Origin of the sequence: Pedobacter sp. Bi27 (assembly GCF_918698255.1) — a bacterium.
Taxonomy (GTDB): Bacteria; Bacteroidota; Bacteroidia; order Sphingobacteriales; family Sphingobacteriaceae; genus Pedobacter.
The window spans coordinates 885244-908772 of record NZ_CAKKMW010000003.1; the positions used below are offsets into that span (position 1 = coordinate 885244).

16 protein-coding genes are annotated in these 23529 nt (G+C 38.0%); 4 read left to right on the plus strand and 12 right to left on the minus strand.

Annotation, left to right across the window (positions count from 1 at the left end; genetic code table 11):
• Positions 1-9 precede the first annotated feature (9 nt).
• The 12 genes from LQ227_RS13850 to LQ227_RS13905 form a co-directional block, all read right to left on the minus strand.
• Positions 10-789, minus strand: coding sequence for a prolyl oligopeptidase family serine peptidase (locus tag LQ227_RS13850; protein WP_230146314.1), 780 nt, complete (start codon positions 787-789; stop codon positions 10-12).
• A 150-nt stretch (positions 790-939) separates the two neighbouring features.
• Positions 940-3237 (minus strand): beta-glucosidase BglX, encoded by a 2298-nt coding sequence (gene bglX / locus LQ227_RS13855; protein WP_230149678.1) that lies wholly within the window; start codon positions 3235-3237, stop codon positions 940-942.
• Positions 3238-3383: 146 nt separating this feature from the next.
• Positions 3384-5138, minus strand: a complete 1755-nt coding sequence (locus LQ227_RS13860; RefSeq protein ID WP_230146316.1) for a discoidin domain-containing protein — start codon at positions 5136-5138, stop codon at positions 3384-3386.
• 14 nt (positions 5139-5152) lie between these two features.
• On the minus strand, positions 5153-5554 hold the full coding sequence (locus LQ227_RS13865; RefSeq protein ID WP_230146317.1) for a lactonase family protein: 402 nt from the start codon (positions 5552-5554) through the stop codon (positions 5153-5155).
• 58 nt (positions 5555-5612) lie between these two features.
• On the minus strand, positions 5613-6986 hold the full coding sequence (locus tag LQ227_RS13870) for a glucoamylase family protein (RefSeq protein WP_230146318.1): 1374 nt from the start codon (positions 6984-6986) through the stop codon (positions 5613-5615).
• 66 nt (positions 6987-7052) lie between these two features.
• Positions 7053-8525 carry a RagB/SusD family nutrient uptake outer membrane protein gene (locus tag LQ227_RS13875; RefSeq protein ID WP_230146319.1) on the minus strand — a complete coding sequence of 491 codons (1473 nt, stop codon included), beginning with the start codon at positions 8523-8525 and terminating at the stop codon, positions 7053-7055.
• Positions 8526-8535: 10 nt separating this feature from the next.
• The gene (locus tag LQ227_RS13880) at positions 8536-11547 is read right to left on the minus strand and encodes a TonB-dependent receptor (protein ID WP_230146320.1); all 3012 of its coding nucleotides are present in this window, start codon (positions 11545-11547) and stop codon (positions 8536-8538) included.
• A gap of 374 nt (positions 11548-11921) precedes the next feature.
• Positions 11922-14801, minus strand: a complete 2880-nt coding sequence (locus tag LQ227_RS13885) for a triple tyrosine motif-containing protein (RefSeq protein ID WP_230149680.1) — start codon at positions 14799-14801, stop codon at positions 11922-11924.
• Between the two features lie 153 nt (positions 14802-14954).
• A complete protein-coding gene (locus LQ227_RS13890) occupies positions 14955-15284 on the minus strand; it encodes a four helix bundle protein (RefSeq protein WP_371823056.1) in 330 nt (109 codons plus the stop codon).
• A 173-nt stretch (positions 15285-15457) separates the two neighbouring features.
• Entirely contained in the window at positions 15458-16393 is a 936-nt protein-coding gene (locus tag LQ227_RS13895) for a rhodanese-related sulfurtransferase (RefSeq protein ID WP_230146322.1), read from the minus strand.
• Positions 16394-16574: 181 nt separating this feature from the next.
• Positions 16575-19022, minus strand: a complete 2448-nt coding sequence (locus LQ227_RS13900) for a DUF5686 and carboxypeptidase regulatory-like domain-containing protein (protein ID WP_230149682.1) — start codon at positions 19020-19022, stop codon at positions 16575-16577.
• Positions 19023-19156: 134 nt separating this feature from the next.
• Complete coding sequence (locus tag LQ227_RS13905) at positions 19157-19510, minus strand: hypothetical protein (protein ID WP_230146324.1); 354 nt, start codon at positions 19508-19510, stop codon at positions 19157-19159.
• A 236-nt stretch (positions 19511-19746) separates the two neighbouring features.
• Here LQ227_RS13905 and kbl point away from each other — a divergent pair, with 236 nt between their 5' ends.
• From kbl to LQ227_RS13925, 4 genes are all read left to right on the plus strand, one after another.
• Positions 19747-20934, plus strand: a complete 1188-nt coding sequence (gene kbl, locus LQ227_RS13910; protein WP_230149683.1) for a glycine C-acetyltransferase — start codon at positions 19747-19749, stop codon at positions 20932-20934.
• Between the two features lie 147 nt (positions 20935-21081).
• A complete protein-coding gene (gene pheS, locus LQ227_RS13915; protein WP_230146326.1) occupies positions 21082-22122 on the plus strand; it encodes a phenylalanine--tRNA ligase subunit alpha in 1041 nt (346 codons plus the stop codon).
• Entirely contained in the window at positions 22122-22532 is a 411-nt protein-coding gene (locus tag LQ227_RS13920) for a hypothetical protein (RefSeq protein WP_230146327.1), read from the plus strand. The genes pheS and LQ227_RS13920 overlap by 1 nt, the downstream gene beginning before the upstream one ends.
• Before the next feature lies 1 nt (position 22533).
• Positions 22534-23109, plus strand: a complete 576-nt coding sequence (locus LQ227_RS13925) for a TetR/AcrR family transcriptional regulator (protein WP_029274048.1) — start codon at positions 22534-22536, stop codon at positions 23107-23109.
• Positions 23110-23529 lie beyond the last annotated feature (420 nt).

Genomic DNA, 23529 nt, shown 5'->3' on the forward strand with positions numbered 1-23529 from the left:
ATCGTTCTACTATTTCTTATGTGAAAATAGCCAGGTTAACAATTCTGGCTCTGCAAAGGCGCTGTCCCAGCTATTGTGGTTGGCATTTGGATACAGCGTAAACTTCACCTCATCACCAACCGTTTTCAAACGTTCGGCAATGGCAATCGAAAAAGCCGGATCAACTACATCATCTTTTGCACCATGGAAAATCCAAAGCGGTATTTTTTGATATTTTTTAATATTGTTGGTGTTATCGCCACCACAGATGGCAATGGCAGCGGCAAATTTGTGGCGTTCCCTTCTTAACAGCTCATAAGTACCCATTGCCCCCATTGATAAACCGCCCACATACACCTGATCTTTGTTTATATAAGGTTTATTAAGGAAGTTTTTAACCATGCCTTGTAACGCATGCATAATTTTGGTTGGCTTGCCACCTTCCACAAAACTGATTCTCCTTTTACCTTTTGCATCTTTCTCAAAATTGGCATTTGCCCAAAAGTCGTTTGATGGGCATTGTGGGAAAACAACAATAGCAGGGAAATTTTTGCGTAAATCATTTTTTAAAAACAATTTTCCACCATGTACCAATTGACTGGTATTGTCATTCCCCCTTTCGCCGCTTCCATGGAGGAAGAAGATGATCGGATATTTTTGGTCGGGATTAAAATTCTCGGGAAACAGGATTCTGTAATAAATAGAGTCCTTCCCTTTGATATAGCTTCCCTTGTCGTATTTTTTAAAGTCTTGAGCGTTTAAAAAGAGTACAGAAAAAAGAATGCAGATGGTAAAAAAAATCTTTTTCATCCGTTTTATATTATTTTAAAGTTGATGGAGCTATCATGATTTGTTATTTCAAGGTGTGTTTTGATAAATTATGATGGTTTCATTTAACAAAAATAGAAAACCCTGGCTACTTTACAATAGCACAGGGTTCATAACCAAACCTAATTGTCTTTATTTCAGTGTAAAAGATGCTTCTTTTACATCGCGTGAGTTTGTGCCAATGAATACTTTAAAATCGCCAGGTTCAGCCACGAATTTTAGATCAGCATTGTAAAACTTAAGATCATTTTCGGAAATGTTGAAAGTGACGGTTTTACTTTCTCCGGCTTTTAAATTAATCTTTTGGAAACCTTTTAGCTCTTTAACCGGACGGGTAATACTTCCCACAAGATCCTGGATATACAATTGAACAACCTCTTTGCCATCATATTTGCCCGTATTGCTTAGCGTAACCGATGCGGTGATCGATTTTCCTTTGGTTAAGGTGTTTGAACTTAATTTAACATCGCTGTAATTAAACGTGGTATAGCTCAGGCCAAAACCGAATGGATATAAAGGATCGTTGCTTACATCTAAATAGTTGGAACGGAATTTTTCGAACCACTTACCCTCTGCCAACGGTCGACCAGTGTTTTTATGTGCATAATACAAAGGCACCTGACCTACATTTTGAGGGAAAGTTGCACTCAGTTTACCTGAAGGATTAACATCGCCAAAAAGTACATCGGCAATTGCATTTCCTGCTTCACTACCCGGAAACCAAACATTTAAAATGGAAGGAATATTTTCCTGCTCCCAGTTTAATGCCAACGGACGGCCTGTAAACAACACCAGTACCACTGGTTTGCCAGTTTTAGCCAGTGCTTTTAACAGGTTTTTTTGCGTTTTAGGAATCTGGATATCGGTTACACTGCTGCTTTCGCCTGTAAATTCAGAACCTTCGCCAATGGTAGCCACAATAACGTCCGATTTTTTAGCAACTTCTAGTGCTTCCTTGATCATTTCTGCCTCGGTTCGTGGATCGCGTTTGTAAGTAGGATTATGGATGTTTACGTAACGGTGCTCCATAGCAGAATCTGCTAAAAAATTAGCGCCGCGTGCGGTTAAAATTTTCGCTTTATCACCCAAAACATTTTTTAATCCTTGAAGTACTGTTACCGATTTATCAAAAAGTGCAGCAACACTCCAGGTACCGTACATGTTGGCGGTATTATCTGCCAGTGGGCCGATTAAGCCGATAGTACCTGATTTTTTTAATGGAAGTATATTATTGTTGTTTTTTAGTAACACGAAGCTTTCAGCTGCAATTTCACGTGCAACCTGACGGTTAGCTGGACTAAAAACCTCTTTTTCTGCTCTTTCTGCATTACAGAATTTATAAGGATCAGCAAATAAACCCAATTTATATTTTGCCTGAAGCACTAATCGGCATGCCCTGTCTATTTGTGCCATGCCAACTTTTTTCTCTGCCAATGATTTTTTTAAAGTACCTAAAAAGCCTTCGCCCACCATATCCATATCAATGCCAGCATTTAAAGCCAGGGCAGAAACAGTTTGTAAATCGCCCATGCCGTGGGCAATCATTTCAGGGATGCCCGTATAATCAGTTACCACGAACCCTTTAAAGCCCCATTGGTTACGTAAAACATCGGTCATTAACCATTTACTTCCTGTAGCCGGAATGCCATCAACTTCGTTAAAAGAGGCCATAATACTGGCTGCTCCTGCATCAACAGCGGCTTTGTAAGGAGGGAAATATTCATTGTACATGCGCACTTTGCTCATATCGGTAGTATTATAGTCTCTGCCAGCTTCAGCAGCGCCATAAAGTGCATAATGTTTTACACAGGCTAAAATTTCGTTATTGGCCTGAAGTTTACCTTGATAACCTTTCACCATGGCTGCGGCAATCTGCGACCCTAAATAAGCATCTTCGCCACTTCCTTCCGAAATGCGGCCCCAACGCGGGTCTCTGGAAATATCAACCATAGGAGAGAAGGTCCAGTTAATTCCACTTGCACTGGCTTCTATTGCAGCAACCCTTGCCGATTTTTGTACTGCATTCATGTCCCAAACGCAACTCATTCCCAAAGGAATGGGGAAAACGGTATTGTAGCCATGGATTACATCCATTCCAAAAAGCAATGGGATTTTCATGCGGCTGTTTTCTACTGCAATCTTTTGAACTGCCTTTATCTTATCTACTCCTTTAATGTTAAATAAACCACCAACTTGCCCATCTCTAATTTTTTTAGAAATGTCGCTGCTGTTAGCCTGTCCCGTGGTGATATCGCCAGAACTTGGCAGGTTCAATTGACCAATTTTTTCCTCAACTGTCATTTTCGCCATCAGATTGCTGATGAAGGTATTCATCTTTGCATCTGCTGCCGAAACAGTTTTTTTTGTTTGTGCTGATCCGTTCAGTACAAGCAAGGTTAAAAAAACAACCAGGATATTCGCTCTCTTCATTATATGTGTGTTTTATTCTTTTTATTAGCTGGCGCTCGTTCGCAACGAGTGCTAAATAGCTTTACGATTTTATCGTGTTTTAACATTAATCGCTAAAAGCGATTGGTTTATTTTCACACTCGTCACAAACGAGCACGAACATTATTCTAATCAACTTTCTTTATTTCCGTTTTTGTGGATACACCATTCTCATTTATCGCTTCAATGGCAAAATAATAGGCTTTTTGGCTGTCCATTGCTTTGAACCAGTACTCGTTAAAATCATGGATCATGATGCAATTGTATAGCTTATCTGGCGCGGTACCGTAGTAAAGATTATAGGCAAATGCATTATCAACAGGCTCCCATTTAATATAGGCGCTGCGTTTATCTTTTTCTGTCCTCAATACAATCAAGTTTTTAACATTTGTTGGTTTTTCTCCATTTCCATTGCCGAAAACACGTAAGCCGCTAATGGCAAATTTTCCGGTTGGCATGTGGATGTTTACCATTTTGATGAACCTGGTTTTTACCGGTTTCTGCAGTTCAATATAATCGTGCGGTACATCGGTTTTGTTCTGGCTTTTATCAACCAGGATAGTCCATTTTTTACCGTCTGTTGATGATAGAATCTTATATTGATGGTAAATTCCGATCTGTTTACCAATAAATTCTGCATCCTGATCAGCATAATTAATCTGGATGGCATTAACGGTTGCCAGGCTGCCCAGATCGGTCTGGATCCATTCTCCATTGTTTGCGGTTTTTGCACTCCAATAAGTCTTAATGCTTTCATCAACAGCATTATTGGCATTAAAGCTTCCTAAAGTTGAAGAAACCGTAACGGGTTTTTTATAGTTAATGAGCATCCAACCTGGACCTGCCGGACCATCTTCTTTTCTTTCAGAAGGTAGATAGAGGGGATAGTCTCCAAAAGCAGTATTGGTCCACATCACATCGTCTTTATCAAAACCGGTTGGCCAGATACCCATTCTGCGCTCCCAGGTGTTTTTTACACAGATAATGCTCGTAGAAATGTGCCAGTAATTTTTACTGTTATCCTGAAAGGTTGCACCATGCCCTGCACCACGCGAAAATCCACCGCCTTTATAACTTAAAGGATCAGATTGAGGAGTGAATGGACTATCGTAAAACAAAGGTTTGGTTCCAACCACCACTCCATCAGAATAACCACTAAATTCGGTTCCTGGTGCTCCGTATTGAAAGTAATATTTACCATTATGTTTGGTCATCCATGCACCTTCGGCAAAAGGATCAAGAAATGTATTGTCCATATATTCGCCAAAACGCTGCCAGCCATACCGCCAGCTTTCAAGCAGGTACATTGGTGTGCGGGTGCCTTTAGGTTGAAAAGTTTTGCGGTCTAATTCTACGCCGTACATGGGGTAATTATTACTGCTTCCGTTATACATGTAAAATTTGCCATCGTCATCGGTAAAAAAGGCCGGATCCCAGCCACCAATTTCTAGCGAATCCACCAATGGAAACCATTTGTTCCCTTTGGGATCGGTACTTCCCCATAAAGTGAAGTTTTTAGTATAAGTACTCCCGAAAACGACCATGGTATCGCCAACAATGCCTACCCCAGGTGCACAGAGTTCATCTTTTGTTTTGTTCCATGGACGGAGAAATTTTCTCTCATGGAATTTCCAGTTCAGCATATCGGCACTATGCCAATAACCCCATTGGTTGGTGCTGAAAAGATAGAAATCGCCCTTATAATTTACAATCACCGGATCGGCGGTGGCACGGTGTTTCCCCCATTCGGTAAAAGATTCGAATGGTGTATAACCATAATCTATATTGATTGGGTTGCAATACGTTTTTTGCTGAGCGTATGCAGCATAAGTACCGCAGAATAGCAATGAAATTAGAAATATTTTGAATAAATGTTTAGCCATTATTCTTATGGGGATTAATTAAAAATGTTTATTCGTGCACAACTCGAACAGCCAATTGCCATTCCGCTAACGCTTAATCCGGTAACGTGCGATTGATGCTCCCAGTAAACCCACATATCATGTGCGCCACCTGTTGAAGTTAATTTTACAGTGTAAATGTCTCCGTTTTCTGGTATTTGCCCGATTACTGTTCCGCTTGGCGAGTTTGGCGGGATAAAGAAAGAATAAACACCACCACTGGTATTGTTTTCTAGTGTAACATACACGCCATCGCTGGTAGAATTTGTTGCGGTTACATTTACGGTTGCAAACTTTGATTTTATGGTTTTATGTTTTGCGCCCGGTACGGTAGTGAAGCTCGAATTTAGGATTACAAGCCCTATCATTGCTGTTAATATTAAAATTATTCTTTTCATGGTTCTGTAGATTTAATTTGAAATATATGATGGCTAAACATTTATATACTACTGAATACTATGGCTTAAATTGGAAATCCAGTTTTTTTAATCCATCTTGAACATCTTTGTTTCCCATAAAAAGCTTCCAAAGTAGGCCTGATCTATAATTTTCGATCATCACTACCATTGGTCCTTGGTCGATGCCCAAATATCTTTTCGGATACCAGTTATCGGTTTCAGAAAAAGCATCATAGAAACCATATTTGCCCCAAACTTTATCGCCTAGATCCTCATAAAGATGTCTGATTACTTTCATCGATTCTTTTGGCGTGTATGGGATTGATGATATAGCTGCAGTAGGAGAGATTACGCCAAAATCTTCCTGAGGATTGTGTGCTGCATAACCTTTTACCGAATAACTGGCTGTTAAACCCCAGTTGTTTTCTCCATAACCTTTAAATTTCTTTGGATTGGCTACACAGTAATCGTGTATGGCAAGTGTGTGGTTTACGTTATTTTCCCAATAATCGGCATAACGGTCTTTTAATCCTTTCGGATTTAGACCTAAATAGGAGTAATGTGCCCAAAATAATGGTCCTACTGAATTTTTCTGGCCTTGATAATCAAGTGTAAAAGGATGTCCGTAAAATTTGAAATTGGTTTTAATCTGCCCGTTTCTTGCCCAACCTTCGTGATACACCTCTGCAGGGACACCATGCGTAGGGGATGAAGCGGCCATTACATACATAACCAAACATTCATTATAACCTTTAACCGGAAAATTCATTTCCCATTTATATGCTGGCGACCAATGCCAGTACAATACATTTTGGCCATTGCGGTACCAGTTAAAATCAATTCCTTTCCAAAGTTCATCAGCTTTTTTAGCTAATGCTTTTTCACCACCCGTTCCATTTTTATAATATTCGTTAATACAGATTAAGGCCTGTGCAACAAAAGAAGTTTCTACGAGATCGCCTCCGTTATCTTTTTGCCCAAATGGACGTACTTTCCCTGTTTCACCATTTATCCAATGCGACCATGCGCCATGAAAACGATCGGCTTTGGATAGAAAATCCAATATTTTGTTTAATCTGTCTAATCCCTCTTTTTTTGTTACATAACCTCTATCAATACCACTTAAAATGGCCATCAAGCCAAAACCAGTTGCACCAGTTGCCACTGTGTTCTTATCATTTTCTGGGTATACGTTATCCACATGAAAGCGTTCTCTACCTGCGCCTGAGGTAGGTTCGGCACCATCCCAAAAATATTGAAAGGTTTGCTTTTGAACCAGATCTAATAGTTCAATATCTGATAGGTTCTTTTTAATGGAGAGATCGGGGTTATACTTGCCGTTTTTATTTTTTGTACAAGCGCTAACAAGCAAAAAGGAGCAGAGTGTGGCTACCAGTATAAGTGTAATTTTCTTTAGATCTGTTTTCAACATAGTACGGAGCAAAGGAAAGAAAGGTTGTCAGTATTAACCGACAACCTTTATTAAAAGATTTAAATTTTAGTAACCTGGATTTTGTTTTAACAGATTTCCACTTAACTCAATTTCATTCTGAGGAATTGGCCAAACTTCATTTTTGTTGGCTTTCCAACCTTTAGGACCAAAAACTGTTGCGGCTCTTCCTTGACGGATAACGTCGAAGTAACGATCATTTTCCATAGCAAGTTCTACTTGTCTTTCTTTCCAGATCGCTTGACGTAATGCATCCTTATCTGTGGTGATAACATTTGGAAGGATATTATTATTTCCACCTCTTGCACGTGCACGAACCCTATTTAGTGAGGTTAATGCTTGCGAAGGATTGCCCAATTCGTTAGCAGCTTCTGCGTTCATTAAAAGAATATCAGCAAACCTTAACACCCTAAAATTCTGCTGCGCACCTTCGTTAAATCCAGATACCCGCATTGCAAATGGGACATAAGATTTTTGATTGTATCTTTCGTTTGGTACACTATTAGGAATTAAATCGCCTTGTGGAGTAGTTTCACCTTTAAACAAAATTGTAGCATCTTTACGTGGATCTCCGGCCTCAAAAGCATTAGCTAATACCTCTGATGGTGTGTTAAAGCCCCAGCCCATTATCCCGGCTACGCCTTGAACCTGGCTGTATTGCGATGTTGAGGCATCAGGATTACCAGGAACTAACTCTGCCTGTACTTCAAATAAAGATTCGATGTTATTTTCATTCTGAGTTCTGAAACCTTTTTCAAAGTCTGGGAATAAATCATATCCCATTGTCATTACCTGATTGGTTAATGAGAGTACATCTGCCCATTTGTTTTGATACATGGCAACTTTAGCGTGTAGGCCAATAGCAGCACCTTTAGTTGCTCTACCTAGATCTGCTGCGCCATAAGATTGAGGTAAAACTGCAGCAGCTTCATTCAAATCTTTTTCGATTTGGGCATAAACAGTAGCTTTATCCGATTGAGGTAGATTATATTCGCTATTATCTTTAGGTACGTGTAACCTTAGTACCACGTTGCCATAGGCACGAACCAACCTGAAATAAGAATATGCCCTAACAAATTTGGCCTCTGCAAGGTATCTGTTTCTAAGACTCTCATCCATACTGATATTAGGGATATTATCAAGAACCTGATTACAAAGGTTGATATTTTGATATTGACCTGTCCAGAAATCTAGAAGTGTGCCATGAGTGGATGTAACCGTGAATTGATCGTAAAGATTGAAGAAGGTAGCATCTGTAGGTGTACTCCCTTTATCTGCCTCATCAGAACCCGTACTTTCAATGGCTATTGCATTAAAAGCAACATTGTTCCAGCTGCGCAAGTTAGCATAAATTGCGTTTACACCTTTTAAAGCATCTTCTGGAGTTTTCCAAAAGGTTACTGATGGTTGCTGAGCTTGAGGCGGAACATTTAGAAAATCTTTTTTGCACGATGCAGTTAAAAGTACTGCACTAATTGCAGCTGCAGCAAAAAATGATTGTGTATTTATATATTTTTTCATTTTAAGTCGATTAGAAAGTTACGTTAACTCCAAAGTTGTAGGTAGCGAACAAAGGGTATACATTAGTATCAATACCTGCATTAGTTGGTGTTCCACCTACCTCTGGGCTAAATCCTTTGTATCCAAAAATGTTAACCGCATTTTGTGCGTTTAAGAATACTCTTAAGCGTTGCATTTTCCATTTATTAACAATTGCTGATGGTAAGCTATAGCCGAGCTGGATATTTCTTAATCTGATATAATCGCCTTTTTCTACATAAAATGAGTTTGGCGCATTGTTAAGGCCTCCAGCTAAATCTGCAGAAGGATAGGTATTTGAAGTACCAGGACCGGTCCAACGGTGATCAAAGAAATCCTTAGTGTAGTTTTCGTTACCAAATCTGCTACTTAGATTAGCATTAAATACATCTACATCGGCTACACCTTGAATATCTAATGTTAAATCGAAGTTTTTGTAAGCGAAGTTGGTATTTAATCCATAAGTGAATTTAGGATTTGGATTACCAAGAACAACCCTGTCTCTTAAATCGATCAATCCATCACCGTTAATATCTGCATATTTAAAATCACCTTTTTTAAATCCAGGCCATGCTGCGGCCTCTGCATCCGTTTGGAATATACCGGCAACCTGATAGCCATAGAATTCCCCAATAGGTCTATTGTTAACAGTTCTCGTAGATACATATCCACTGGTTAAGCCAGCACCACCTTTATAAATGGGATTTGCTCCAGAAGTAACGTTTAATACTTTATTGTCATTTATTCCTAAGTTTCCACTTATCGAATAGGTTAACCCACCTGATGTTTTATCAGCCCATGTTGCTAAAAACTCGAAACCACGATTTTGAATGTCGGCCTGATTTGCAATGATAGAACTGTTTACTGTTCCTAAACTTCCTAGAACCGGGATATCAAATATCGCCTGTTCTGTTTTTCTGTTGTAATAATCCAATTCAACATTTAACCTGTTTTTTAAGAAACCCATTTCAAGGCCAATGTCAGTTCCTGCACTTCTTTCCCAAAATAAGGTTGGAGGTACAAGGGTTCTAATACTCGCACCTGTGTAAGGAATACCTCCAAAAATTGCGATTAAAGCGGCAGTTTGATCAACAGTTTGGGTTGACGGATTAAATGGAACTCCCGCATTACCCACTTTACCCCAGCTTCCTCTTAGTTTTAAATTACTGAAAATGTTCTGGTTTTTCATGAATTCTTCGTTGCTGATTACCCAGCCTGCTCCGATTGAAGGGAAGTTACCCCAAACATTATCAGATCCAAAAAATTGAGATGCACCGTCTCTTCTGATTGAAGCATTTAATAAATATTTGTTTTTGTAACCATAATTAACCCTTGCAAAGTAAGATGAAAATGTACTTAATTCCCCTTTGTCGATAATACTTCTACTTGCTGCATCACCTAAAGCCAGGTAAAGGTCTCCCTCTGAAGTGTAAGGAACGTTTTGTGCGTCAGCATTTATAGTGTACATCTTATTCCGTTGTGCAGTTTGGCCTGCTAATACGGTTAAACTATGGTCATTCCACTTTTTATCAAACGTTAACGTATTCTCAACAAGCCAGTTTCTATTCTCAATCCGGTCTATATCAAGTTTACTTATAGTGCTCAGCTGCGTGTTTGTAGCTTTATACTTTGGTACATAACCCCTTACTTCTTCCTGCCCAAAATCTCCACCAATACTGGTTTTGAAGGTAAAGTTTTTTAGGAATTTTAACTCTGCATATACATTACCGTTAATTTTATATTTGGTGGTGTTTTGATTAAAGAAATCTAATGTGGCCTGGGGATTCATATTGCTGCCATTCCCCAAATTAAAGGCATTTGGATCACCATAGCTGCCATCTGTATTAAATACAGGCACAACAGGCGATGCCGCATACATGGCCCTGAAAATAGTTGTAGGAGCATCTTTTGACTTACTATATGTTCCTGCAACATTATAGCCGATTTTTAATGGCTCAAAAATTTGGAAATCATTAGCCAACCTTGCGGTATACCGTTTATAATTATTGTTTTTAACAATTCCATCCTGATCAAGATAGCCCAAAGAGAAATTGTACGTTGATTTTTCTGCACCTCCACTTATAGATAACTGGTGATTATTTACCATCGCGGTTCTAAGTACCTGATTGTACCAGTCGGTTCCGGCACCTAAATTTGTATTGGCAAATAAGGGTGCTGCAGGAGGGGTTTGAAGACTGTATGCCTCATTTACAGCAGTTGCATATTCACTTGCATTGGCCATTTCTACCTGATTGGTTACTTTTTGAACGCCCACAGATCCATTGTAATTGATTACTGCATTTCCCTTTTTACCTTTTACGGTAGTTACCAGAACAACACCATTTGCTGCACGGATACCATAGATCGATTGTGACGATGCATCTTTTAGAATACTGATATTAGCAATGTCTGCCGGATTTAAAAAATTGATGTCATCATACCACACACCATCTACTACGTATAATGGTCCTGTTTTTCCATATATTGTACTTGTACCACGTATAGTAATTTGTGGAGAAGAACCTGGAGTACCATTATTGGTAATCGATACCCCGGCAACTTTGCCCTGTAATGCACTTACCGGGTTTACTGAGGCCTGTTTTGAAATATCTTCACCTTTTACTGTTCCTACCGATCCCGTTACATCAATTTTCCTTTGCGTACCATACCCCACAACCACAACCTGCTCTAGTTGTTGTGTTGATGAAGCTAAGGATACATTAAGTGTAGTTTGATTATTTACAGCTTGCTCTAATGCTGTGTAGCCTACAAAGTTAAATACTAATGTGGCATTTGCCGGCGCACTAATGGAGTAGTTGCCGTTCTCATCTGTTTGCGTACCATTTTGTGTTCCTTTAATTAAGATAGTTACGCCAGGTAAAGGTGTTTTGTCACCTCCATCAATTACTTTACCTTTTACGGTAATGTTTTGCGCTAATGCTACGTTAATTGTTAGCAAACAAAATGCAGCGAGAACAGAAATTCTTGTAAAGATTCTTTTCATGCTTTATTATAAATTTAGTTTAATTGTTAGTTAAATGTGAGGTTGTTTTTGCTGATGTGCAAGCGTTTTTACCTCTACATTAATACATCATGAAAGACCATTTGGTTTAATTATTGAATAAACCAAATGCCATTTTAGGCTAAAAACGCAGTTTTTGAGATTTTAACATCATATTAACAGATACAAAAGTGTAGAAAATACACTAAGTGTTTTGTGGGGCGTAGAAAGAGGCTATGAGAGGTAATGATGTAGTGCCCGATTTGAGTGTGAATAGAAAATAATCTTAAAATTCGGTTTTTATGCAATCGTTCCCGAAACTATTTGCCTCCGGTTTTTACTGTGGTAAGTTGAAATATTTTGAAGAAGGTTTGATTTTAAAGTTCCATTAAAAACTCTGTCAGGTTTTTATCGTGGGGTACTTCGAGTTTTTTGCGCAAGCGATACCTGCGTATTTCAACCCCCCTTAAACTAATGTTCAACAGTGATGACATTTCTTTGCTACTCATGTTCATCCTGAGGTAGGCGCAGAGTTTCAAATCATTCGGAACAAGATCGGGATGTTGTGCCTTTAATTTTTTAAAGAAACTTTCGTGTGCCTCATTAAAACTATTCTCAAATAAATGCCAATCACGCTCATCATTCATACCATCATTAATTACTTTCTGGATTTTTCGTGTTTGATCATCTGAGAGTTTTTTTCCATTCTCATCCTTTAATTTGGTGATCTCATCACTCAGCTTTTGGAGCAGTTCGTTTTTATAAACAAGGGTCATGGCTGAGTTGGCCAGTTCTCTATTTTTCGAGGCGAGTTCTGCCTGTAATTTTTCTGTTTGCAGCTTGATGATCTGCTTTTCGTTGATCTCCGTTTCCTGTTTCAGGATCTCTTCTTGCTCGGCCTGTAATCGGTCGCTGATTTTTTGACTGTCCCGCTGTAGTTTTCTTTCGTAGATTTTCTTACCCAGAATCAATACCACCACAAATAGAATTACATAACACAAAATGGCCCAATTATTTAAATACCATGGACGCAAAATAGTAAACGAATAAACGGTTTCCCCGCTTACTGAAGTATCATCGATTTTTGCCCTAACTTTAAAAACATAGTTCCCGGCACTTAAATTGGTAAAATCTTTTTGTGTAGCATAACTCCAATCAGACCAGGCCTTAGAGTATCCTTCTAAATAAAACTGATATTTAACCTTAGCCTGTCGGTAATAGGGTAATGCATAAGAAATGCGGATATTGTTGCGGCTATTTTCAATCTCGGTTGCTTCTTCACCATTTCCAGCTTCGCTAATGAGCGAAAATTTATCGGTAATATCTTCTACACGCCTGATCAGTACGGCGGGCAATTTTTGTTTCTGCAAACTCAGTTGAGCCGTAGGATTGTAGATTACAAACCCATCATCAACGCTGATCAGGTAAATGGAATTGCTGATTCGGCTGATATTCTCATAATATTGCACCATCCGGCCATCTAAAATGCTGAATTGATTCGAATCTATTTCTACTTTACCAGGTTCGCTAAAGTTAACCAGTGCTGTTTTGCCGTGATTAATAAACCAATATTTTTTGCCACCAGCGCTAATAATTTTATTGGAGGATTCGAAAGAACCGAGTTCTTTATTAAGTGCTTCGTACTTGGTAAATTTATTGCTCAATTCATCATAAGTATAAAAACCTGCATCAGAAGAAAAGACAATTTTGTTTTCTAAGTTAAATATATTGATGTTGTAATTGCCGGGCAGACCGTTTCTTTCATCAAAATATTTGGTGCTGGTTACACTCGTGTAGTTAGGGCTTAAGCTTAGTTTATACAGCCCCTTATAAGCATGTGCTACCCAAATATCCCCCTTGTTATCCTGTTCTACATATCTGGACGGAGCATCAAAGCCTGCAATTTTTGTAGCAAACTTTAATCCTGCTGCCGGAGATCCTGTAAAAAGCGAAAGACCGGTATAAGTACCCTGAACAAGGTAATTCGGATTTGAGTTTAGCTTTTTAATTGTCCAGCCACCAGATGATCTCGATAACCAATCGATTTTATCGCCGTTTACTTTAAATGTGCCGCTATTGTGTCCACAGATCAACTCATTATCAATAATGGTGAGTTCCCATACCTGCCCTTGCGAGTTAGAGATTAACCGAAAATTAAAGGGTAAGAGGTTATCTGGCGACCACTCGCTATAAAATAAGCCCTGATTGGTGCCAAGATAAATTTTATTATTAAAGATAATGCTGGAGTAAACAGTACCAAACTGACCTGTTTTATCAAAATAAAAATATAAGGGAGAGTTAAGTTCTATACGGTCGATCCCATTATCAAGACCTGTCCAAAGATTTTGTTCATTATCGGCATATAAACTTAAAACAGTATTGTTCTGTAAACCGCTCGATTTATTGATCCGTTGCACGACCCTTCCATTTTCATCAATAATGATGAGGCCATTAAGAATAGTGCCGTAAGCAAAATATTTACCCAATAAACTTACTCCATTATTAAGTTGGTAGGTTTTAAGATAGCCATTTGCTGGTGTGTTTAGCGGCGTAAAATCTTTTCCGTCATAAGTAAATAATCCGTTTTTACTGGTGCCAATAATGAGGCCATTGGTTTTATAAGGAAGGATAGAAAGAATTCCCTCTTTGCCAAGCTTTTCACTGCTTGGGATATGGATTAACTTGTTGCCAATGAGCTCGAACAAACCTTTTTCCAGCACTTCAATTATGTACCTTTTGTTCACCTTATGAAGAAACAGAAAGGAAGATGGCGATTTTACAACCTCGATTTTGTTGTTTTTATAGAGAAATATTTTCGAAAAGGATTGAAAGATTACCCTATCCTGATCTACATAGATTTTCCAGACTTCATCATTGATTTTTATTCCTTTTGGCAAAAGATTGGTAAGTGAGCTATAGGTTAACCTGTTGCTTTTAATCGACCAAAAGCCAAATTCACCAAAGCTACCGGTATAAATTCTTCCTTTATCATCTGTTGCGACCGATCTAACAATTTGCCTGTTGGGCATCTGATATTTCTGCCAGTAGCGGCCATCGAAAGTTAAAAGTCCTTCAGCATTGCCAAAGTACATCACACCATTTTTATCTTTTGCTATACTCCAGTTCTGGTTTCCTGACGAATAAACCGATTTTGGATAATTTTCTATATATGGAACGCCTATGCTTTTAATTTCTGATGCATGGGCATTTATTGCGAAGCAGGATAATAATAATAGGAACCGGAAATAGTTTAGCATAAAATGGTTAATAGGTAAAGCCATTAATACACAAAGTAAATGAAAAATTGTTTAATAAGGTGGTTAATAGGTAATGATCGAGATCTGTTTGTTGATAGTCAATGGTTCATAGTTAATGGCTATTTGCCATTTCCGTTAGATATTGACTTAATCTCACAATGAATTTTTTAACTTCGAAATCATCTTACAAAGTTGTTCGTATTCAGCATAAAGTCTTTTAAACTCAGTCTCTGTAATGTAATCTCTGGAGAAAGCCATAAATAGGCAACTCACCACCTCCAATCCAGAACGGACAGAATAAGTTAAGAATCTTGAAAATTCAGCTTTTGATTGTCCCATGCAACCTTCGGCAATATTAAGGTTGACTGAATCAGCTGCTTTCTTAATTTGATTAGCTAAACTGAAAAGTTCTATCCTAGGAAAGCTTTTTGCTATAATATCTATTTCGTTACTGAGTTTAAATGAAACCTGCCAACCTTTAATTCTTCAAATTTGAAAGCCATAATGTTAAATTTGAAATAAATATAATTATCTCTCTCAACTTTATGTCTTTAATTTTATAGTTATTAACTCTTTGACTATTAACGAATATGCTGCGAAATATGGCTATTGACCATTAGACTACTAACCATCAACTAATAGGCAATAAGCACGGTTTAACTTTTCACTGCTACCGGCTGCGGAACCTTCACATAATAGCCTGTGCCATCGTAAGGGCGCTTGCGTGGATTGGTAGTGCACTCCACCGAGCAACAGCCCTGAAGCTGATCGCCGCATTCATCGCATTGCGTAATGTGCTCATTACATTCTGGGTTGGCGCAGTTGATCATTTTAGGGGTAGTTTTACCACAGTTATAACAAACTGAAACAATGGTAGGGTTTACCTTATTTACATCAACAGCAATGCGGTTGTCGAAAACATAACACTTACCTTCAAAATCCTTTCCACCCGCTTCTTTTCCATATTTAATAATGCCACCATGTAATTGGTAAACATCGTTAAAGCCATGGTGTAAAAGCAAAGCAGAAGCTTTTTCGCATTTAATACCTCCGGTACAATAGGTTAATATTTTCTTGTCTTTATATTGGGCAAGTTGATTAATCTGTTCAGGGAAATCGCGGAAATTCTCGATATCGAGTGTTAATGCATTTTTAAATTTACCAAGATTGTGCTCATAATTGGAGCGGACATCCAGAATAATTACATCCTCATCATCTTTCATTTTCATGAAATCTACAGGCTCTAAATGTTTACCCGTTTTTTCGTTCGGATTAATGATCGAGGTATCTCTTAAACCAGAATGAACAATTTCGGATTTATAACGGCAGTGCATTTTCAGGAACGAGGGCTCCTCAACATCATCTATTTTAAACTCTGTTTTTGCAAACCTTTCATCGGCATGTACGGCTTTCATGTAAGCGTCGCAAGCCTCAACCGTACCAGAAACAGTGCCGTTTAAACCTTCATCGGCAACGATAATACGGCCAACTAAACCTAATGATTTACAAAATTTAAGGTGATCGGCAGCAAATTGTTCTGCCTCTGCTATGTAACTATAGCAATAGTAAAGTAGTGTTTGATATTTTTCCATAACGCTGTTGATACCGTTGCAAACGGCGTTTAAAGCGGGGCAAAGATAATAAAAAAAGGTAGAACGTAGAAGGCAGGGTGGAAGGTTTTTAACTCCCGATTTCAGAATCTTCCCTCTTTAGGAAAACATCTAAAATTGGTTCAGTAAACCTTACGCCTAATACCCTACACCCTAAACCTTATTATAAGGTGTAAGCTATTCTAAATCCTTGTGTTAATTTGCGGGCACCGTCGTAAGCAAAGCCATAACTGGCCCTTAGTACCAGACGCTGGAAGCCGAAATAAAATTCTTTATAATTTCTTTTTTCTGGAGAAGACAAATAACCACCTCCAATAAATTCTTCCAATTTAGCTTTACGCAGTAACGGCACTTTATTTGTGAAAAAGCCTGCAAAGTTATGCTCTAAATGCGCTTCGAAGTATTGCTGGTTGGTGCTAAACTGATAAAAATCTAAAAATTGAAACTTCCTTATGTTAGGAGGGAAGATGGTAGAAATGTTACCTGAAAAATGTTTGAAATCAGGATAGTACATCTTTGCATTATTAAGAAACTTTCCTGCCCCAACCAAAAATGAACTATAGCCCAATAACCCTAAGCTAATTCTGTCCTGATAAACTTCTGCTTTTACAAAATCGTAATCAACATCGCTATTTAAAACGTTGTTAAATCCTTTTTTATATAATACCGTAATTCTAGGAAAGTGAGATTCGGTATAAAACTTGCCATCTGGACGGGTAATGTATTTCTGGCCAATGGTGTAGGTTAAACTTACAGTTGCACTTAGGGAGTTGTACGTAGGGAAAAGTGGCGTTTCTACAGTTGGACTGAAAGGATTGTTCGATGTAAATTCCCTATCCTTGGCATCGATAAACTTAAATGTGGAGTTATTGATTAAATTTTTGTTCCTGCTGTAATCTACACTTGCACTTCCCTGCAATCCTGTTGCCAGTTCTCTGGTTGTGTTAATGTTAATGAAGCTTTTCTCGTAAAATTTCGAGAAGTTTTTTTCGTAAAGCAATGAGTTAATGGTATTGCCTAACGCAGTCATTGAGCCCAGATTATTTAGGTCAAAAATGCCATTTCCGAACGATGCACCTATACTGGCCCTTTTAAGCGGATTGTAATAGTAACTTCCGGTTAAACTTCCGGTAAGTTTTTGGTTGGCAAAACCATACCTCAGTTCAGGCCGGATAGAGTAAGATCTTCTATTCTCGAAATCCTTTCTGTAGGTACCCCCATATTTTACTGCAAAACCTTCTACGGTATTGTAAAATATAGCTTTAAGTACCGGATCGAAAGACCAATATTCCTTATCATAGCGATCGTTAACACTATATCCTCTAAGCAGCAATTTGCCAATGCCAAATTTATTGTTGTCTTTTTCTAGTGAGTCGAGATACTTTTTCGATTCCTTTAATTTAGCAATACTATCTTTTTTGACGTAATTAAGCTTTTCATCACCTGTTAAAGGAATCGGCCTGTTGTTTGTCCAGTAGGTAGAGTCTTTTTTGTTCACCATTTCAGTTATTTTCAATATTTCGCCATTGAAAAAGTTTTTAGGAAACTTAGGGTCAACATTGTAATTGCTATAAATACCAACAAAATAGCCTGCGATTTTAAAGCCCAATACATTACCCGCAAATTGAAAATTGATGGCGGTAGGCATATAAACCTCCTTAACCTTGGTAAATTGTTGGCTGATGTTTAAGGTATCGATAAAGTTGATCCCCGATTTTTTAGTTAAATAAACATCGGTATTGTAAATTCTCCAGCTGCCATCAATAATGTAAATAATTCCCCTAAACACAGGGTCATTTTCACGACGGGGGATGACCTCGATTTTGTGGATCAGTTCTCCATTCTCTTTGGTTTCGCCAAGCAACTTGTATTTATAGTAAAACAGGGCATTGTCTGCAATTGGTGAAATGAAGCCCCTGGTGCTTAATTTGTTTTCGAGCAGGTAATTATCATAAAAATTAATAATGAGATCAGATGCTTTATTAAAACTGAAAGCATTGTTTCTTCCGGCAACTTTTGATGAAATCATTTCTTCGTGCACATCATTAGGCCTTCTGAAATTAAACTTACTCTGCGATTCTGATAAATAAATGATGCCTTTTCGATTGGTATCGAGCTCCAGAACTTTTTGGATATCCCGACCGAAAAACTTTTTAGGGGCACCCCTTAAACGTTGTACGCCTTTAATGTAAACATCACAACTAAATTCCTTAACTTCATCTAGATGGGTTTTTCTCTGTTTGATGGTTTTGCGGATAATGGCATAAGCCGGATCTTCGGCATTTGCCCTGATGTTTACATTTTCTAAAGTATAACTTTCAGATGTTAGGGTTACATTGAGCGAAATATCGTCGGTAAGGTTGATGATGTGTTCCTGCTGTTTATAGCCCACTGCCCTGAAATTTAACGTGTATTCTCCCGTTTTTAGCTTCATCGAATATCTTCCGTCAACATTTGCAGACGTGCCGGTAGTGGTGTTTTTTAAATAAACTGATGCAAAAGGAACAGGCTGTCCGTTGGTATCTTTAACTACACCTGTAATGGTAAATTGTTGAGCAAAAACAAAATTGGTGAGGCCACAAAAAAATAGGAGCGCGCAAATTCTTATCATAAATTGGATTAGTAAGCTATAAATATCGAATAACTTTTAAGACTATACATACAGGGGGGTGTTAAAGTTTGTTAAGATTGAAAAAAATAATAACAGTTGATTATTATAAGAAGTTGTTTTCATTTATTTAAAAGCTATTCTAATCGGTATCCCTTAGAAATAATTTTGAATTCACTTCCCGTGGATGAAGTTTTAATCACATAACAGGATAAATCGGTATCAATTAATCCACGCCATTTTCCCTTAAATCTGATAAGATCGACATCTTCCGCCGAAGATATAAATGCATCATCAATACAATCATCCGCTACTATCCCAAAATTCATATCAATGCGCATCCAATATACATCTTCAAACAAAAGTTTTCCTATTCCACTGTCGTACCAATCAATTTCAAAGCTGATAGTATCTTGTTTTCCTGGTTTAGTTCTATCTATTTCGACTCTCTTTATTACTGAGTCGTGCCAGTATAATTCATCAAATTTCATATTGGATAGTAATTAGTTTTTGCGACCATAACTAGTAGCACCATTCGATAAGATATGGGTTTTGTTGGATTTGGAAATAATAGTAGTGCTAATTTTTTTAAAATCTATAAATCTTGTGTTAATTAATTAATTGATCAAACGTTTGTCTGCAATATATAGGTATAAAATTGCCTTTTTAGGTCTGTAAAGACTTTTTTTTATAACTTTGGGCGTAAAATCAACCATATCAAAAGGCCATGTATAAAACATTACAACCTGTTCTTCAGAAAGAACTTGAAGAAATCGAAAACGCTGGATTATTTAAACGCGAAAGAATTATTATTACCCCTCAGGGTGCCGACATTAAAGTAAGTGGCGGTGCTGAAGTAGTTAACTTTTGCGCAAATAATTATTTAGGGCTCTCTTCTCATCCAAAGGTGATAGAAGCGGCTAAAAAAGCGATCGACGATCATGGTTATGGAATGTCTTCGGTACGTTTTATCTGTGGTACACAAGATGTACACAAAGAATTGGAGGCTAAAATTTCTAAATTTTTAGGCACAGAAGATACCATTTTGTATGCTGCTGCATTTGATGCCAATGGTGGTGTTTTTGAACCATTATTTAATGCAGAAGATGCCATTATTTCTGATGAATTAAATCATGCATCAATTATCGACGGTGTTAGATTGTGTAAAGCACAACGTTTCCGTTATAAAAATGCAGATATGGAAGATTTGGAAAAACAGTTAATCGCGGCTAAAGATTGCAGACATAGAATTATTGTTACCGATGGTGCTTTCTCGATGGACGGATCAGTTGCTCCGCTGGATAAAATTGCAGATCTGGCTGATAAATACGAGGCCTTGGTTATGATCGATGAATCGCACTGTACAGGTTTTATCGGTAAAAATGGCCGCGGAACACATGAGCACTTCAATGTAATGGACCGTATCGATATCATTACCGGTACTTTAGGTAAAGCTTTAGGTGGTGCATCTGGCGGTTTTACCTCAGGTAAAAAAGAAATTATCGATATGTTGCGTCAGCGTTCACGTCCTTATTTGTTCTCTAATACTTTAGCACCAGCAATTGCAGGTGCATCTATCGCAGTATTAGATATGTTAAGCGAAACCACATCATTAAGAGATAAACTAGAAAACAATACGAAGTATTTCCGTGAGAAAATGACTGAGGCTGGTTTCGATATTAAACCAGGTTTCCATCCAATTGTTCCGGTAATGTTGTACGATGCAAAAATTGCACAACAATTTGCTGCTAAAATGTTAGAAGAAGGTATTTATGTAATCGGGTTCTTTTATCCGGTTGTGCCTCAGGGCAAAGCGAGGATCCGTGTACAGTTATCAGCAGGACATGAGCAACATCACTTAGATAAAGCGATTGCCGCATTTACTAAGGTAGGGAAAGAATTGGGTGTAATTTAAAACCTATATATCTACGATAACTATAAAAGCCGCTTAAGCGGCTTTTATAGTTTATGGGTTCATTTTCTTTTATAATGGTATTGTAAACAGATTATTTGAACCCATCAACCCTAAAATTATTGGATAATTTGACGTATATTTGAAGCCATGTTACAGGACAAAATAACACAATATACCGATAAAATTAATGCTTTCGTAACTGAAAAAGCAGACGAGTTGGAGCAATTCCGCATCAAGTATTTAGGAAGCAAAGGCATCATTAAAGAGATTTTCGACGAATTCAAATCTGTTTCTGTTGAAGAAAAAAGATCGTTAGGTAAAGTTTTAAATGAGTTTAAGCAACTTGCCGAATCAAAATACCTCACCTTAAAAGAATCTACAGAAAGTGCTGATGTAAAAACGGAAAGTTCACAACAAGACTTAACTTTACCGGGTGAAGGTTTCGAGATTGGTTCGCGCCACCCTTTAGCCTTAGTGCGTAGAGAAATTGTAGAGATTTTTGCTAAGCTTGGTTTTACAGTAGCAGAAGGTCCTGAAATTGAAGATGATTGGCATAACTTCTCTGCACTGAACTTCCCTGAAGAGCATCCTGCAAGAGATATGCAAGATACTTTCTTCATTAAAAAAGGTGGAGAAAAAGGCGATATTGCACTGCGTACGCATACTTCTTCCGTGCAGGTGCGCATGATGGAACAGGGCCAGCCACCATTCAGGGCAATTATGCCAGGCCGTGTTTACCGTAATGAGGCCATTTCTGCACGTGCACACTGCTTTTTTCATCAGGTAGAAGGTTTGTATGTTGATGAAAATGTTTCATTCGCCGATTTAAAGCAAACTTTATTTTATTTCGTTCAGGAATTATACGGAGAAGGTACAAAAGTGCGTTTCCGCCCATCATATTTCCCTTTTACTGAGCCATCTGCAGAGATGGATATTTCATGTACCATTTGTAAAGGAGTAGGCTGCCAGTTTTGTAAATACAGTGGTTGGGTAGAAATTTTGGGCTGCGGTATGGTAGATCCCAATGTTTTGGAAAACTGTGGTATCGATTCGAAAAAATATAGCGGTTTTGCATTTGGAATGGGAATAGAACGCATTACCAATCTGAAATACGAAATTAAAGATCTGCGTTTATTCTCTGAAAACGACGTACGTTTCTTGAAGCAATTTAAATCTGCTTTAATTTAATGATGAAGTATTTATATAGCATATTGTTTGTACTCTTGATTGCCACAGGCTGTGGTAAAGATGAAGGTTACATTCCTGATGTGCCGGTAAATTATAATGTAACACTTCAAGAGTTTTCCATTAAGCAAAAAGATAATGTTATGCTAGTTGCTGATCGGGGTGTTGGCGGTTTAATTATTGTGAGAATATCATCTAACAGTTATGTCGTATTTGATCGTTGTAGTACTGTAAATCCAGAGAAAATTTGTAAAGTAGTGCCCGATGATAGTGGATTTACCGCAACCGATCCGTGTTCTGGCGCAAAATTTTCACTGCTTGATGGAAGTCCACAAAAAGCACCCGCAGAAAGAAGTTTGAAAGCATATAATATTTCGTTGCAGGGCAATACACTATTACACGTAAGCAATTAAAATGGAAGCTGAAAAAATAAAAGAAACAGTAAAAAAGGCTGCCAAAGAACTATTTAGAAAATACGGTTATCATAAAACCAGTGTAAACGAAATTGCCAAAAAGGCACGCATTGCCAAAGCAACAATTTACAAATATTTCGAAAGTAAAGAACAGGTGCTGGATAGTATCCTGATGGATTACCTTGATCAGAATCTTCACGAAATCCTGCATAATAAATTAAGCTATGCATCAGAAGAAGAACATTTAAAAGCATTGGTGATGAAAACCAGCCGTTTATCTTTTACTGCGTGTAACGAATTTATCGGGTGGGATTTTGTTCGTGAAAATGCAAACTCTCAGGAATTCTTAAAACACTTATCAGATCAGCTAGAGGCTTTGTTGTTAGCTGCTTACCTGCAATTGGATAACTTTAAGAATAACCCTGCCAGAAGGGAAGGATTGGCCTTTCTGTTAAAAGCCAGTAAGAGCATCGTATTTTCATTTGCATTTACCTCTGTTAGCGATTCTGACGTTCGTAAGAACTTTGTAAGTTTCCAGAAAGAAATATTGCCATTTTTAGTAAAAGCTGCACTTTAAATAGAAAAGTCTTTAATAACAGGTTCGTCATCTCGACCGGAGCATGGCGGAGCGGAGAGATCTAATCAAATTGCCCTCCAGGTAGATTTAGCTTAGCTGAGCACTTCGTGGTTCTCAGCTGCGTTGCACTTCGCTCGAAATGATGATATGTCGCATACTATCACAATCTGGTCTTAGCATCCCCAATGCTATTAAGTTAAGCTATTTATATGCTTGGTGCAACCTGCTTTTATTTTGCCGAACTTTAATTTTGGGAAAGCTTCTTGTTGGCTTTACCGCAACTACAGTTTTAGAAATTTGCTCTATTAGCTGTTTAATTATTGTTTTCAGTTTTGATCCCATTACTAACTCAATTAGGCTGTTCCTAACAAATCTGAATGCATTTTGCCAGTTGAAGATATAACCGTATCTTCTTTTATC

What these genes read in the sequence shown, in the direction of transcription:
- kbl (WP_230149683.1), top strand. Translation starts at nt 19,747, where the DNA reads ATGTATAAAACATTACAACCTGTTCTTCAGAAAGAACTTGAAGAAATC.
- LQ227_RS13880 (WP_230146320.1), bottom strand. Translation starts at nt 11,547, where the DNA reads ATGAAAAGAATCTTTACAAGAATTTCTGTTCTCGCTGCATTTTGTTTG.
- LQ227_RS13865 (WP_230146317.1), bottom strand. Translation starts at nt 5,554, where the DNA reads ATGAAAAGAATAATTTTAATATTAACAGCAATGATAGGGCTTGTAATC.
- bglX (WP_230149678.1), bottom strand. Translation starts at nt 3,237, where the DNA reads ATGAAGAGAGCGAATATCCTGGTTGTTTTTTTAACCTTGCTTGTACTG.
- LQ227_RS13900 (WP_230149682.1), bottom strand. Translation starts at nt 19,022, where the DNA reads ATGATAAGAATTTGCGCGCTCCTATTTTTTTGTGGCCTCACCAATTTT.
- pheS (WP_230146326.1), top strand. Translation starts at nt 21,082, where the DNA reads ATGTTACAGGACAAAATAACACAATATACCGATAAAATTAATGCTTTC.
- LQ227_RS13850 (WP_230146314.1), bottom strand. Translation starts at nt 789, where the DNA reads ATGAAAAAGATTTTTTTTACCATCTGCATTCTTTTTTCTGTACTCTTT.
- LQ227_RS13895 (WP_230146322.1), bottom strand. Translation starts at nt 16,393, where the DNA reads ATGGAAAAATATCAAACACTACTTTACTATTGCTATAGTTACATAGCA.
- LQ227_RS13905 (WP_230146324.1), bottom strand. Translation starts at nt 19,510, where the DNA reads ATGAAATTTGATGAATTATACTGGCACGACTCAGTAATAAAGAGAGTC.
- LQ227_RS13870 (WP_230146318.1), bottom strand. Translation starts at nt 6,986, where the DNA reads ATGTTGAAAACAGATCTAAAGAAAATTACACTTATACTGGTAGCCACA.
- LQ227_RS13925 (WP_029274048.1), top strand. Translation starts at nt 22,534, where the DNA reads ATGGAAGCTGAAAAAATAAAAGAAACAGTAAAAAAGGCTGCCAAAGAA.
- LQ227_RS13920 (WP_230146327.1), top strand. Translation starts at nt 22,122, where the DNA reads ATGATGAAGTATTTATATAGCATATTGTTTGTACTCTTGATTGCCACA.
- LQ227_RS13885 (WP_230149680.1), bottom strand. Translation starts at nt 14,801, where the DNA reads ATGCTAAACTATTTCCGGTTCCTATTATTATTATCCTGCTTCGCAATA.
- LQ227_RS13875 (WP_230146319.1), bottom strand. Translation starts at nt 8,525, where the DNA reads ATGAAAAAATATATAAATACACAATCATTTTTTGCTGCAGCTGCAATT.
- LQ227_RS13860 (WP_230146316.1), bottom strand. Translation starts at nt 5,138, where the DNA reads ATGGCTAAACATTTATTCAAAATATTTCTAATTTCATTGCTATTCTGC.